The sequence below is a fragment of the Pseudomonas sp. 3B-A001-10F genome (assembly GCF_056313565.1).
On the sequence record NZ_JBQYFW010000002.1, the window covers coordinates 326536 to 339279 of the forward strand.

Below are 12744 nucleotides of genomic sequence, written 5' to 3' on the forward strand. Positions count from 1 at the left end.
AATAAGGGATTGAAAGTCGCACCAGTGGTGCGACTTTTACGGTGGGTCATCTTAATTGGCGGTGATGCGTATGGCCTCTTCGCGAGCAGGATCGCTCCCACAGGGAGTAGTGTCATTCGCAGAATAGTGTCAGCAGTGATGACACTATTAACTGTTGATCACACAATCTGCGGCGAACCGAGTTCCAATGTGGGAGCGAGCCTGCTCGCGAAGGCGTCAGTCGGCGCAACACCGTCATCCGCCAGCAACCGCAAATTCAACCGCAACCCTGCCCCGCTATTTTCCGCCCAAATACTCCCGCCCTGACGCTGCACGGCATTGCGCGCGATGCTCAGCCCCAAGCCAAATCCACCGTCGCCGGGCCGCGAGCCGTCAAGGCGGGTGAAAGGCGAGAAGATCCGTTCCAGATCCCCTTCCGCTACGCCGCCGCCCTGATCTTCCAGCCACAGGTGCCAGTAATCGCCATCGCGCCGTCCATCGAGCCGCACAATCCCGCCCGCAGGCGAATGCCGAATCGCGTTGCGCAAAATGTTCTCCAGCGCCTGCGCCAGGGTATTCAAGTTGCCGCGCACCCAGCACGACGCCTCGACCGCGCACTGCAATTGCAGACTCGGCCAGCCGCTTTCATAACAGGCATTGTCGGTGAGCATTTCCCACAGCGCCTGGATCTGAATCGCCTCGTCGGGCAATGGCGAGCGCTCGGTATCGAGCCAGGCCAGTTGCAAGGTGTCTTCGACCAGTCGTTGCATACCGTCGACTTCACGACCGATACGTTCGCGTAGCTGCACCAAATCTTGCTCGCTCTCGCTGGCCACGCGCAGGCGGCTCAGCGGCGTGCGCAATTCATGGGACAGATCGCGGAGCAATTGCTGTTGCAGGGCGACGGTGGATTGCAGGCGCTCGGACATGGAGTCGAACGCCCGCGCCAGCTCGCCGAGTTCATCCGGGCGCTGGGTGATACCGCTCGACAGCCGCACATTCAATTGATCGGCACGCCAGGCGTTAGCCTGTTCGCGCAGGTTGTTCAGGGGCACGACCAGCAAGCGGTACAGACCGACACACAGCAATAACGTGAACAGACCTGGAATCACGCCGTTGGTGATGACGCGCCAGAACACCCGGTACTTACCCGGAACAAATCGTTCGGGCAATTCGATCACCAGGCTGCCGGCAGACGGCTCTTTGGGGAAAGGAATGCGCAGCCACGGGCGGCCTTTCTTGTGGATCGGCCAGTCGAGCCCACGCAAGAAGGTCAGGTGCTGAATTTCCTGATCATTCAGCGGATCATTGCTCAGCGACTGCAGGTTGCCACCGATCACACCGACCCAACTGGCTTCGCGCAACTCCATGCTCTGCAACCAGTCATCGACCCCGCTGCGGCCGCCGTGCTGCCACGCCTGTTCCGCTTGCGCGGCGTAACGCGTCAGTGTGCCGCGCGCGTCGTCGGAGAGGAACTGGTTGCGCTCCTCCATATAACGGCCCCACGACCAGCTCAGCCAGATCATCAGCAGACAAAATGCGACCAGCAGAAACGCCAGTTTCCAGAACAGTGAATGCCGCCCCGGCAGTTCAGAGCGTTTCATCGGCAGCGCTCAGAACGTAACCCTTGCCCCAGACCGTACGCACTTCCCGCTCGGTGTAACCGATGGCTTTCAGTTTGCGGCGGATCTGGCTGATGTGCATGTCGAGGCTGCGGTCGTGGGCCGCGTAGCCGCGCTGCAGAACGTGCTGATAAAGGAAGGCTTTGCTCAGCACTTCCTCATCATTGCGGTTGAGGGTTTCCAGCAAGCGGAATTCGCTGCGGGTCAGCCCGGCGGGTTGTTCGCGGAAAAACACATCGCACTGTTCGTCATCGAAGCGCAGCGTACCAACCGCCACTGGCGCCGCCAGCGCTGCCGGGCGCCGATCCAGCGCAACCCGGCGCAGGATCGCTTCGATGCGCACATGCAACTCGGCCATGCTGAACGGCTTGGGTAAATAATCGTCAGCACCGAGACGGAAACCGCTGATGCGATCCGCCTCGGCGCCGAGGGCCGACATCAGCAGCACTGGCGTCGTGTGGCTCTGGCGCAATTGCGTCAACACCTGCAAACCGTCCAGGCCCGGCAAGAGAATATCCATCAGCACCACGTCGAACGGCTGGCGCGTGGCGATGTTCAGGCCTTCCTGACCGTTCTGGCACCACGTCACCTGAAAGCCGCTGCGGCCCAGATGTTCGTGAACATAGGCGCCGAGTACCGGATCGTCTTCGATGGAGAGAATGCGTGGCTGGCCAGCGGAAACAGGAGTCATGAGTATCTGCAAGTAATTCTCAGTTGAGACTGATTATTCAAGATTGCCGGGCATCGGGCAACTCAAGGTTGACCGAGCTGACCAACGAGCAGCGACGCCCTGCCCCGACGCGAGCGCATTTTTCCGGAGATTGCCCGCGAGCAAATCGCTACACTGCGCCAATGTCGCGTGCCGGATGCACGCATGAGTCAACAGATCAGCGGGATGCAGGAGATAGGCGTGCTCAAGAAACTGGGAATCAAAGGTCGCGTGTTATTGCTGACCTTGTTGCCGACCAGCCTGATGGCGCTGGTGCTGGGTGGTTATTTCACCTGGACGCAGCAGGCCGACTTGCAGACCCAATTGATGCAGCGCGGCGAAATGATTGCCGAGCAACTGGCGCCGCTGGTGGCACCCGCCATGGGCCATGGCAACAGCGAATTGCTGGAGCGCATCGCCACGCAATCCCTTGAACAGCCGGACGTGCGCGCGGTGACCTTCCTCGCCCCGGACCGCTCACCGCTGGCGCATGCCGGCCCGACCATGCTCAATCAGGCACCGAGCGGCGACAGCGCGCATTTGCAACGGCGCAGCGGCAATGACGCGACGCGTTACCTGATGCCGGTGTTCGGCAAACATCGCAACCTCGCCGGCGAACTGATCCCGGACGAGTCCGAGCGACTGCTTGGCTGGGTCGAATTGGAGCTGTCGCATAACGGCATGTTGCTGCGCGGTTATCGCAGCCTGTTTGCCAGCCTGCTGCTGATTGCCGCCGGTCTGGCGGGCGCCGCCCTGCTGGCGTTGCGCATGGGCCGCACCATCAACCGTCCGCTGAGCCAGATCAAACAAGCCGTCGCGCAACTCAAGGACGGCCATCTGGAAACGCGTTTGCCACCGCTCGGCAGTCAGGAGCTGGATGAACTGGCCTCCGGGATCAACCGCATGGCCGGCACACTGCAAAACGCCCGCGAAGAGTTGCAGCACAGTGTCGATCAGGCCACCGAAGACGTGCGCCAGAACCTGGAAACCATCGAGATCCAGAACATCGAACTGGACTTGGCGCGCAAAGAAGCGCTGGAGGCGAGCCGGATCAAATCCGAATTCCTCGCCAACATGAGCCACGAAATCCGCACGCCGCTCAACGGCATTCTCGGCTTCACGCATCTGTTGCAGAAAAGCGAACTGACCCCGCGCCAGCTCGATTATCTGGGCACCATCGAAAAGTCTGCCGACAGCTTGCTGGGGATCATCAACGAGATCCTCGACTTCTCGAAAATCGAGGCTGGCAAACTGGTACTCGACCATATTCCGTTCAACCTGCGCGATCTGTTGCAGGACACCCTGACCATCCTCGCCCCTGCCGCACACGCCAAGCAATTGGAGCTGGTCAGTCTGGTCTACCGCGACACGCCGCTGTCGCTGGTCGGTGACCCGTTGCGCCTGAAGCAGATCCTCACCAACCTGGTCAGCAACGCGATCAAGTTCACCCGCGAAGGCACCATCGTTGCCCGCGCTATGCTCGAAGATGAACACGAGGACAGCGTGCAGTTGCGCATCAGCATTCAGGACACCGGCATCGGCCTGTCGAATCAGGACGTGCGCGCGTTGTTCCAGGCCTTCAGTCAGGCCGACAACTCGCTGTCGCGGCAACCGGGCGGCACCGGCCTCGGGCTGGTGATTTCCAAGCGTCTGATTGAGCAGATGGGTGGCGAAATCGGCGTCGACAGCACACCGGGCGAAGGCTCGGAATTCTGGATCAGCCTGAGCCTGCCGAAAACCCGTGACGACGCCGAAGACTTGCCGGCCGCGCCGCTACTCGGGCGCCGCGTGGCGGTACTGGAAAGTCATGAACTGGCGCGTCAGGCCTTGCAACATCAACTGGAAGACTGTGGCCTCGATGTCACGCCGTTCAATACGCTGGAAACCTTGACCAATGGCGTCACCGGCGCGCACCAGACCGATCAGGCGATTGATCTGGCGGTCATCGGCATCACCAGCAACGACATGCTGCCCGAGCGTTTGAATCAGCACATCTGGGACCTCGAACATCTGGGCTGCAAAGTGCTGGTGCTGTGCCCGACCACCGAACAGACGCTGTTTCATCTGTCGGTACCGAACCCGCACAGTCAGTTGCAAGCCAAGCCGGCCTGCACGCGCAAACTGCGTCGCGCGCTGGCCGATCTGGTCAACCCGCGCCAGCCGCGCAATGAGCCAGGGGAACCGCTGTCGAGCCGCGCGCCGAAAGTGCTCTGTGTCGACGACAACCCGGCCAACTTGCTGCTGGTGCAAACCCTGCTCGAAGACATGGGCGCCAAGGTGCTCGCGGTGGAAAGCGGCTACGCGGCGGTCAAAGCCGTACAAAGCGAGTCCTTCGATCTGGTGTTGATGGACGTGCAGATGCCGGGCATGGACGGCCGTCAGAGCACCGAAACCATTCGCCAGTGGGAAAGCGAGCGGCATTGCACACCGCTGCCGATCGTCGCCCTCACCGCCCACGCCATGGCCAACGAAAAACGCGCGTTGCTGCAAAGCGGCATGGACGATTACCTGACCAAACCGATCAGCGAACGGCAACTGGCGCAGGTGGTGCTGAAATGGACCGGCCTGGCCTTGCGCAATCAAGGGCCGGAGCGGATCAGCGACAGCGCGGCGGGCAATAATGAACTGCCGGTGCTCGATCACGAGGAAGGTTTGCGCCTGGCCGCCGGCAAGGCTGATCTGGCGGCAGACATGCTGGCCATGTTGCTCGCCTCACTGGAGGCCGACCGTGAGGCCATCCGCGCGGCGTGCGAAAACCGCGACCAGAATGCATTGATCGAACGCGTCCATCGCCTGCACGGTGCCACCCGTTATTGCGGCGTACCGCAATTGCGCGCGGCCTGCCAGCGCAGCGAAACCCTGCTCAAGCAGGACGACCCCAAGGCCGTGGCAGCGCTGGAAGAACTGGAGCGCGCGATCAACCGGCTCGCGGCACAAGCGAAGATCAGCGCCTGATCCACGGCAATGCCGGCCAACACCGGCAGCGCTAAAGTGGGTTCGGGTGATTCAATCCGTGTCGATGTTCCAGGAGGATTTCATGCGCACGCTCGTTTTCAGTAGCCAGACCTATGACCGCGACAGCTTTCTCGCCGCCGCTTGCCCGGCAGGTATCGAGCTGCACTTTCAAGCGGCCCGGCTCAGCCTCGATACGGCAGCGCTGGCCGATAGACATGAAGTGGTCTGTGCGTTCATCAATGATGATCTCAGCGCTCCCGTGCTGGAGCGCTTGGCTGCGGGCGGCACGCGCCTGATTGCCCTGCGCTCGGCGGGCTACAACCATGTCGATCTGGCCGCAGCGAAACGTCTCGGACTGGCCGTGGTGCGCGTGCCAGCCTACTCGCCGCATGCGGTGGCCGAACACGCCGTGGCGCTGATCCTGGCCCTCAACCGTCGCCTGCACCGTGCCTATAACCGCACCCGTGAAGGCGATTTCAGCCTGCATGGCCTGACCGGTTTCGACCTGGTTGGCAAAACCGTGGGGATTGTCGGCACCGGACAGATCGGCGCCACGTTCGCGAAAATCATGCACGGTTTCGGTTGTGAGCTACTGGCTTACGATCCCTTCCCCAACCCAGATGTTCTGGCGTTGGGTGCGCGTTACCTGAGCCTGCCGGAACTGCTCGCGCAGTCGCGGATCATCAGCCTGCACTGCCCGCTCAACGAGCAAAGCAAACACCTGATCAACCGCGACTCACTGGCGCACATGCAGGCGGGCGCCATGCTGATCAATACCGGCCGTGGTGGGCTGGTCGACACACCGGCACTGATCGATGCATTGAAGGACGGCCAACTCGGCTATCTGGGGCTGGATGTCTATGAGGAAGAGGCACAACTGTTTTTCGAGGATCGCTCCGACCTGCCTTTGCAGGACGATGTGCTGGCGCGATTGCTGACCTTTCCCAACGTGATCATCACCGCGCATCAGGCCTTTCTGACCCGTGAAGCACTGGGTGCAATTGCCGCAACCACCCTGCACAACATCGCGACCTGGGCGGCGGGAACGCCACAGAACCAGGTCGAGGGCTGAGGTTTTTTGAGCTTATTTCGGTGAAAGCGAAGACGCCAGAATCAGCATCGCCAGCCAGCCGAAACCAAAAAAGCGCTGTTTCATCGAGTGGCCGTAGCGCAGCAGGAACCAGACGAAAAACATCGGCAGCAGGAAGATCATGATCTTCAGCCAGCCTTCCACCGGACGACTGCCGTCGGCATTGGCCTGCTCTGTGGCCGGTTGCTCGGTTGGCTGCTGGCGCCGACGCCGCGCGGCGGCCGGCATGACTTTCGGTAAAGGTTGCGGTTCAGGCGCTGGAGCAGTGACTTCGGGCACAGCCTTGTTACGCGGCAGACTGCCAAAAGAAATCGTCGAAGGCTGAGCCGGGGCCGCAGTTGCCTGCGCCGGGGCGTGAGCGGTTTGCTCCGCCATCGGAGCTCCACAATGAATGCAGGCCGAGGCTTCGGAGCTGATGCTCTTTTTGCATTCATAACATTCGATCAGCGCCATGTTCCGTTCCTTCAGATTCGAGGCCGGCAGTTTGCCATGAGTGTCGCGGTATTTGAACCGGATCGAAGGTCGTACGCGCGCATCATTCTGCAATCAACCCCGTGCTAGCATGTCGCGCATATTTGGAGGACCCATGGTCGAACACGATTTCCGCTATACCCTGATGAACCCGCAACACACCCTCACCGAATGCCGCGCCCTCGTTCCGGGCCGCTATCAGGTCACCGGCAATGGTGGCTCGATTCGCATCGGTGACGCGCTGTTGGTCACCCTCAAAGGCAGCAAGGACTTGTCCATGCGCCTGACCGTTGAAACCGTCCGCCACCTGATCAACCCGCCGGGCCAATGGACCGCGATGACCACTGGCCCGGTGTTCGGCGAACTGGCGATCCACACCTGGCAGGTCAATTGCGACAACTGCGCCAAAGAGCTGAGCTTCGAATTTGCCGTGGACGCCAAACTCGGCAAGGCTGCCGAGAAACCGGCTGCCACCGCGCGCATCGCCGAGCTGGGCTGGAAAGCCGTTGGCGAAAAGCACCTGTGCCCGAAATGCCAGGAGCCTGCGTGATGAAACGGCTTGCCCTGACCGCTATGGTCGGTGTGGGTCTGGTGGGTTGCGCGGCAGAGCCTGTGCAACTGCAACAGAACCGCAGCTACATTCTGGAGTGGATCGGCGAGCGCCCGCTGATGGATTACAGCCACCTGACCGTGACCCTTGGCGATGATGGCCGTGCCTACGGCAACGGCGGCTGCAACCATTGGTTTGCGCCGTATACGCTGGACGGCGACAAGCTGACCTTCGGCAAGATCGGCAAGACCCGCAAACTCTGTGCACCGGCGTTGATGGAGCAGGAACAACGCTTCCTGCAGGCGCTGGAACACGTCGAGCGCTGGGACATCTCGCCGATCGAGCAGATGCGCTTCTGGCCGGCTGAAGGCAAGCCTTTGCGTTGGTGGCTGGAAGAAGGCTAAAAAGCCCTCACCCTAGCCCTCTCCCAGGGGGAGAGGGGACTGATTGGGGGATATTGGGGAGCTACGCCGACCTGAAGGGTCTTCATCGAATCCATAATCGATCGAATCCCGCTCTTGCGACTGCCTAATCGAGCGGATCTGGTTTTGACGAATTCACAATCGACTCGATCTCTCAGGTCGATGTACCTCGCCAGACACCTCGGTCGGCTCCCTCTCCCTCTGGGAGAGGGCTGGGGTGAGGGGCTTTTGACGTTACTTGGTTGCCTGCAACGCCTCCAGCTTCGCCATCACCCCCGCCGCCGTCTGCTCCCCCATCAACTGCTCCCGCACCTTGCCTTTGTTGTCGATGATGTACGTCACCGGCAGCGCCTCACTGCGCGGTAACTCAAACAACTCCGCCGGATCCTGCGCCAGCACGGTGAACTTGATGCCCAGTTTTTCACTGGCGTCTTTCAGCTCCACACCTTGCACATTGTCAAAGTTGACCCCGAACACGCCGACGTTCTTGCTCTTCAGCTCGTCAGCCAGATGGTTGAGTTCCGGGATCTCGGTGCGGCACGGGCCGCACCATTCGGCCCAGTAGTTGAGCACCACCCATTGCTTGTCGAGACGTTCGGACGCGACCTTCTGACCGTTCTGGTCAATCCCGTAATCATTGCCGCAGCCCCCCAGCATCAACGCCCCGATTATCGTCAATGCCGCTGCCAATCGCCGTGTCATGTCGTGTTCCTTGAGAAAATTTGAAGGCGCCTGCGACCCATTGCCTCCGAAGGTTCTGGATTGCGCGCTGCACAGTTAGAATAGCCGCCACTTTACGCCAGAAGCGACCCGCCATGACCGATCTGACGCTTTATCACAATCCGCGCTGCTCGAAATCCCGCGGCGCGCTGGAGCTTCTTGAAGCCCGCGGCCTGACCCCGAACGTCGTGCGGTACCTCGAGACCCCGCTGAATGCAGCGCAAATCAAGGCCCTGCTCGGCAAGCTCGGGATCAGCGCACGTCAGTTGCTGCGCACCGGGGAGGATGAATACAAAATGCTTCAACTGGCTGACGAAAGCCTCAGCGAAGCGCAATTGATCGACGCTATTGCCCAGCATCCAAAACTGATGGAGCGACCGATTCTCGAGGTCGGCGACAAAGCGGTGATCGGTCGTCCACCCGAAAATATCCTGGAGTTGTTGCCGTGAGCGCGCCGTACATTCTGGTGCTGTATTACAGCCGCAACGGCTCGACCAACGAGATGGCCCGGCAGATTGCCCGCGGTGTCGAACAGGCTGGCCTCGAAGCGCGCCTGCGCACCGTGCCGGCGATCTCCACCGAGTGCGAAGCCGTGGCCCCGGCCATCCCGGAGGACGGCGCGCTGTACGCAACGCTGGATGATTTGAAGAACTGCGCTGGCCTCGCCCTCGGTAGCCCGACGCGTTTCGGCAACATGGCCGCGCCACTGAAGTACTTCCTCGACGGCACCAGCAACCTGTGGCTGACCGGCGCCCTCGTCGGCAAACCGGCTGGCGTGTTCACCTCCACCGCCAGCCTGCACGGCGGTCAGGAAACCACCCTGCTGTCGATGATGTTGCCGCTGCTGCACCACGGCATGCTCATCACCGGCCTGCCGTACAGCGAGTCGGCGCTGCTGGAAACCCAGGGTGGCGGCACGCCTTACGGTGCAAGTCATCACGCCGGAGCGGACGGCAAAAAAGGCCTTGATCAGCACGAAGTTGCACTGTGCCGTGCGTTGGGTCTGCGGCTGGCCAAAACCGCTCAGAAACTGGTGGGCTGAGATGGCGAAGAAGCCGAAGATTCTGCCGAGTGTCGAGTGGCTTGAGCCACGGGTGAAGGCGATGCGGGTGCTGAGCCTGCTGAGCTTTTTCGCCCTAGCCGGTCTGCTCGCGGCCTACTATCTGCTGTTCGCCGACCTGCACGGCGCGCGGCCATGGGTGATTCTGCTGGTCGAGCTGATCCCGTGGATCATCCTCGCCCCGGCGATGATCATGGGCAGCGCCCGTGGGCATTCGTGGATGTGTTTTGTGGTGAATCTGTATTTCATCAAGGGCGCACTGGCGGCGTATGACCCGAACCGACAGTGGTTTGGGGTGCTGGAGATGGTCGCGAGCCTGGCGGTGTTCTGCTCGGCGCTGTTGTATGTGCGGTGGCGGTATCAGTTGAATCGTAAACTGGCTGGCGAGGGCGAGATCAGCGTCGCCTGACGAATAGCTATCGCGAGCAGGCTCACTCCTACAGGGGATCTGTGGCGTTCACAAATCCCCTGTGGGAGCGAGCCTGTTCGCGAATGGGGCGACGCGGTCTTAATGGTTGACGGTGTACGCGAGCATCATCGAAATCTGGCTCATCGCCCGTCCGCCGCTCTGCTCATGCCACTGGTTGAACGTGTCCTGGACAATCGCCAGGTCACGCAGACTGGTCGGCACCTTGTCGACGATCTTCTGTGCATTCAGCGCCGCAACCACGTCGTAGCTCGGCACAAACGTATCCTTGCCGACCATGCGCAAAAAGCGTGGCGCCGACAGCCCGCCCAATTGATGGCCGTGTTTTTTCAGGTACGTCCACAGGCCGACGATATCGGTCACCGGCCAGTCGGCAATCAACGCGCCAAAACTGCCCTTGTCTTTCTCGACATCGAGAATGAACTGCGCATTGCGCGGCACGCTCTTGAGCTTGCCCAGGTGACGGATAATCCGCGCATCCTGCATCAGGCGTTCAAGGTGTTCGGCGCTCATCAGCACGACTTTTTCCGGGTCGAACTTGAAGAACACTTCTTCGAAGGCCGGCCACTTGGCGTCGACCAGACTGTGCTTGAGGCCGGCGCGAAATACGCGCAGGGCCATGGTCGAGAGGTAACGGTCGTCGCTGATCTTGCGCAGTTGTGCCGGGGTCTTGGGAACGGGCAGATGGGCTTCCAGTTCAGCCGCCGAACCGAAGCGGTTCAGACAGTATTCGTGCAGCCACTTGTAATCGCGCATGCCCTCTCCTGGGAATTGAAAATGAAATTCTACCTTTGAACACAAAACACTGTGGGAGCGAGCTTGCTCGCGAAAGCGGCATGTCATTCAACATTGATGCCGGCTGACACGACGCCTTCGCGAGCAAGCTCGCTCCCACAGGGAATGGGTTTACAGATTGACGATGTTGACGAAGCGCGAAGCCGCGGTCTCGTCGATCTTCAGGCTGGTGAAGTCGAACAGGTTGCGGTCGGCCAGTTGCGACGGAATCACGTTCTGCAGGCTGCGGAAGATGCTTTCGGTACGGCCCGGGGTCTTGCGTTCCCAGTCCTGAAGCATTTCCTTGACTACCTGACGCTGCAGGTTTTCCTGCGAACCGCAGAGGTTGCACGGGATGATCGGGAATTCCTTGAAGTCCGAGTACGCCTGAATGTCTTTCTCGTTGCAGTAGGCCAGCGGACGAATCACCACGTTGCGGCCGTCATCGGCGCGCAGCTTCGGCGGCATGGCCTTGAGGCTGCCGTTGAAGAACATGTTGAGGAAGAACGTCTCGACGATGTCGTCACGGTGGTGACCGAGAGCCATTTTCGTCGCGCCGATCTCATCGGCAAAGGTGTACAGCGTGCCGCGACGCAGGCGCGAGCACAGCGAGCAAGTGGTCTTGCCCTCCGGGATCAGTTCCTTGACCACCGAGTAGGTGTCTTTCTCGACGATGTGGTACTCGACGCCCAGCTCTTTCAGATAGGCCGGCAGCACATGCTCGGGGAAGCCCGGCTGCTTCTGGTCCATGTTCACCGCAACGATCTCGAACTTGATCGGGGCAACCTTTTGCAGGTGCAGCAGCACATCGAGCATGGTGTAGCTGTCCTTGCCGCCGGACAGGCAGACCATGACCTTGTCGCCATCTTCAATCATGTTGAAATCGGCGACCGCTTCGCCGGCCAGACGGCGCAGGCGCTTTTGCAGTTTGTTCTGGTTGACCGTAAGAGTGCCCATGACGCGAAATCCGTGAGGTGTGACGAAAGGCCGGCATTTTACGCAAAAACCCCGGGGTTGTGGGCACAGGTTGTCGTGGGCCAAGGATGTCATCTTTACAGACCCCGAGGCGATTAAGCCCCCTGTTTACAGCGCGATTTGCTCTAAGCCCCTAATACCTGTGCGGGTAAGACCTTTCTATACTGCGACATAAGGTCGCACACATCTGAAGACCTGAATTTGCTCGGCCACCTTGGCCCGTAGGCGCTCCGTTGGGGGGCGATGGCAATAACAAGAGGAGTGACTGGCATGATCCATCACGTAGTGGGACTTTTTACCCACCCCGATCAGGAATGGAAGGAAATCCGTGGCGACCAAGAGGAAAGCATCAGCCACATGTACCTCACCCACACGCTGATTCTGGCGGCGATCCCCGCTGTCTCGGCGTTTATCGGCACTACTCAGGTTGGCTGGGTGATCGGCAACCGCGCACCGGTGATGCTTACCTTTGAAAGCGCACTGTGGATGACGATCATGTCGTACCTGGCCATGCTCGGCGGCGTCGCGGTCATGGGCGCTTTCGTGCACTGGATGGCGCGTACCTATGACGCCAACCCGAGTCTGGCCCGTTGTGTCGCATTTGCCACTTATACCGCGACACCGTTGTTCGTCGGCGGTCTGGCGGCGCTGTATCCGCATATGTGGCTGGGGATGATCGTCGGTACGGCGGCCATTTGCTACACGGTTTATCTGTTGTATGTGGGGCTTCCGACGTTCATGAATATTCCATCGGACGAAGGTTTCCTGTTCTCAAGCTCAGTACTGGCGGTGGGGCTGGTGGTGCTGGTCGCCATCATGGCGTTTACCGTGATCGTCTGGGGGCTGGGCGTGGGACCCGTCTATACCAACTGACTCGACAGGCTGAATACAGGCCGCCGCAAGGCGGCCTTGTCATTTCAAGGATGACCATTCGGCAGCTTGGCGATTCGCAAGTCCACAGGGTTGCGGCATACTCGACACCTCTGGAGA

At 60.5% G+C, this 12744-nt stretch carries 14 protein-coding genes; 8 read left to right on the forward strand and 6 right to left on the reverse strand.

The genetic code is table 11. From position 1 onward, the window contains the following. Positions 1-158: 158 nt before the first annotated feature. Both AC0ZWN_RS03900 and AC0ZWN_RS03905 read right to left on the reverse strand, forming a co-directional pair. Positions 159-1583, reverse strand: a complete 1425-nt coding sequence (locus tag AC0ZWN_RS03900; protein ID WP_476334106.1) for a histidine kinase sensor domain-containing protein — start codon at positions 1581-1583, stop codon at positions 159-161. Then, positions 1570-2292, reverse strand: coding sequence for a response regulator transcription factor (locus tag AC0ZWN_RS03905; RefSeq protein ID WP_476334107.1), 723 nt, complete (start codon positions 2290-2292; stop codon positions 1570-1572). Before AC0ZWN_RS03905 ends, AC0ZWN_RS03900 begins: the two co-directional genes overlap by 14 nt. Before the next feature lie 219 nt (positions 2293-2511). Between AC0ZWN_RS03905 and AC0ZWN_RS03910 the strand changes: the two genes are divergently transcribed. Together AC0ZWN_RS03910 and AC0ZWN_RS03915 are read left to right on the forward strand one after the other, a co-directional pair. After that, positions 2512-5265: a response regulator gene (locus AC0ZWN_RS03910; RefSeq protein WP_476334127.1), complete on the forward strand. Its 2754-nt coding sequence runs from the start codon at positions 2512-2514 to the stop codon at positions 5263-5265. A gap of 82 nt (positions 5266-5347) precedes the next feature. Beyond that, complete coding sequence (locus AC0ZWN_RS03915) at positions 5348-6337, forward strand: 2-hydroxyacid dehydrogenase (protein WP_258708679.1); 990 nt, start codon at positions 5348-5350, stop codon at positions 6335-6337. A 12-nt stretch (positions 6338-6349) separates the two neighbouring features. Here AC0ZWN_RS03915 and AC0ZWN_RS03920 read toward each other — a convergent pair whose 3' ends face one another. Then, positions 6350-6808, reverse strand: a complete 459-nt coding sequence (locus AC0ZWN_RS03920; protein ID WP_476334109.1) for a hypothetical protein — start codon at positions 6806-6808, stop codon at positions 6350-6352. A 133-nt stretch (positions 6809-6941) separates the two neighbouring features. Here AC0ZWN_RS03920 and AC0ZWN_RS03925 point away from each other — a divergent pair, with 133 nt between their 5' ends. Both AC0ZWN_RS03925 and AC0ZWN_RS03930 read left to right on the forward strand, forming a co-directional pair. Next, positions 6942-7376, forward strand: a complete 435-nt coding sequence (locus tag AC0ZWN_RS03925; protein WP_476334110.1) for a hypothetical protein — start codon at positions 6942-6944, stop codon at positions 7374-7376. Continuing rightward, positions 7376-7780 (forward strand): META domain-containing protein, encoded by a 405-nt coding sequence (locus AC0ZWN_RS03930; protein ID WP_093442194.1) that lies wholly within the window; start codon positions 7376-7378, stop codon positions 7778-7780. The genes AC0ZWN_RS03925 and AC0ZWN_RS03930 overlap by 1 nt, the downstream gene beginning before the upstream one ends. 252 nt (positions 7781-8032) lie before the next feature. Here the strand turns inward: AC0ZWN_RS03930 and AC0ZWN_RS03935 are convergent, their stop codons facing one another. Beyond that, on the reverse strand, positions 8033-8500 hold the full coding sequence (locus AC0ZWN_RS03935; RefSeq protein ID WP_007917494.1) for a TlpA disulfide reductase family protein: 468 nt from the start codon (positions 8498-8500) through the stop codon (positions 8033-8035). A gap of 113 nt (positions 8501-8613) precedes the next feature. Between AC0ZWN_RS03935 and arsC the strand changes: the two genes are divergently transcribed. Genes arsC through AC0ZWN_RS03950 form a run of 3 tightly spaced genes read left to right on the forward strand, consistent with a single transcriptional unit; the run spans position 8614 to position 9987 of the window. Then, entirely contained in the window at positions 8614-8967 is a 354-nt protein-coding gene (gene arsC / locus AC0ZWN_RS03940; RefSeq protein ID WP_093442189.1) for an arsenate reductase (glutaredoxin), read from the forward strand. Continuing rightward, positions 8964-9560, forward strand: a complete 597-nt coding sequence (gene wrbA / locus AC0ZWN_RS03945; RefSeq protein WP_095125223.1) for an NAD(P)H:quinone oxidoreductase — start codon at positions 8964-8966, stop codon at positions 9558-9560. Before arsC ends, wrbA begins: the two co-directional genes overlap by 4 nt. A gap of 1 nt (position 9561) precedes the next feature. After that, positions 9562-9987 (forward strand): DUF2069 domain-containing protein, encoded by a 426-nt coding sequence (locus tag AC0ZWN_RS03950; RefSeq protein WP_460065622.1) that lies wholly within the window; start codon positions 9562-9564, stop codon positions 9985-9987. Positions 9988-10086: 99 nt separating this feature from the next. Here AC0ZWN_RS03950 and AC0ZWN_RS03955 read toward each other — a convergent pair whose 3' ends face one another. Both AC0ZWN_RS03955 and ttcA read right to left on the reverse strand, forming a co-directional pair. Continuing rightward, positions 10087-10761: a DNA-3-methyladenine glycosylase I gene (locus tag AC0ZWN_RS03955; protein ID WP_476334112.1), complete on the reverse strand. Its 675-nt coding sequence runs from the start codon at positions 10759-10761 to the stop codon at positions 10087-10089. A 150-nt stretch (positions 10762-10911) separates the two neighbouring features. Further along, on the reverse strand, positions 10912-11736 hold the full coding sequence (gene ttcA / locus AC0ZWN_RS03960; protein WP_476334113.1) for a tRNA 2-thiocytidine(32) synthetase TtcA: 825 nt from the start codon (positions 11734-11736) through the stop codon (positions 10912-10914). 288 nt (positions 11737-12024) lie between these two features. On the opposite strand from ttcA, the gene AC0ZWN_RS03965 reads away from it, so the two are divergent. Beyond that, positions 12025-12627 carry a Yip1 family protein gene (locus AC0ZWN_RS03965; RefSeq protein WP_016773629.1) on the forward strand — a complete coding sequence of 201 codons (603 nt, stop codon included), beginning with the start codon at positions 12025-12027 and terminating at the stop codon, positions 12625-12627. The last annotated feature ends 117 nt before the right edge of the window (positions 12628-12744 follow it).

Bases quoted from the DNA above. Each gene is read 5' to 3' on its own strand.
- AC0ZWN_RS03900 (WP_476334106.1), bottom strand. From the start codon at position 1,583: ATGAAACGCTCTGAACTGCCGGGGCGGCATTCACTGTTCTGGAAACTG.
- AC0ZWN_RS03925 (WP_476334110.1), top strand. From the start codon at position 6,942: ATGGTCGAACACGATTTCCGCTATACCCTGATGAACCCGCAACACACC.
- AC0ZWN_RS03920 (WP_476334109.1), bottom strand. From the start codon at position 6,808: ATGGCGCTGATCGAATGTTATGAATGCAAAAAGAGCATCAGCTCCGAA.
- AC0ZWN_RS03905 (WP_476334107.1), bottom strand. From the start codon at position 2,292: ATGACTCCTGTTTCCGCTGGCCAGCCACGCATTCTCTCCATCGAAGAC.
- ttcA (WP_476334113.1), bottom strand. From the start codon at position 11,736: ATGGGCACTCTTACGGTCAACCAGAACAAACTGCAAAAGCGCCTGCGC.
- AC0ZWN_RS03950 (WP_460065622.1), top strand. From the start codon at position 9,562: ATGGCGAAGAAGCCGAAGATTCTGCCGAGTGTCGAGTGGCTTGAGCCA.
- AC0ZWN_RS03965 (WP_016773629.1), top strand. From the start codon at position 12,025: ATGATCCATCACGTAGTGGGACTTTTTACCCACCCCGATCAGGAATGG.
- arsC (WP_093442189.1), top strand. From the start codon at position 8,614: ATGACCGATCTGACGCTTTATCACAATCCGCGCTGCTCGAAATCCCGC.
- AC0ZWN_RS03930 (WP_093442194.1), top strand. From the start codon at position 7,376: ATGAAACGGCTTGCCCTGACCGCTATGGTCGGTGTGGGTCTGGTGGGT.
- AC0ZWN_RS03955 (WP_476334112.1), bottom strand. From the start codon at position 10,761: ATGCGCGATTACAAGTGGCTGCACGAATACTGTCTGAACCGCTTCGGT.
- AC0ZWN_RS03935 (WP_007917494.1), bottom strand. From the start codon at position 8,500: ATGACACGGCGATTGGCAGCGGCATTGACGATAATCGGGGCGTTGATG.
- AC0ZWN_RS03915 (WP_258708679.1), top strand. From the start codon at position 5,348: ATGCGCACGCTCGTTTTCAGTAGCCAGACCTATGACCGCGACAGCTTT.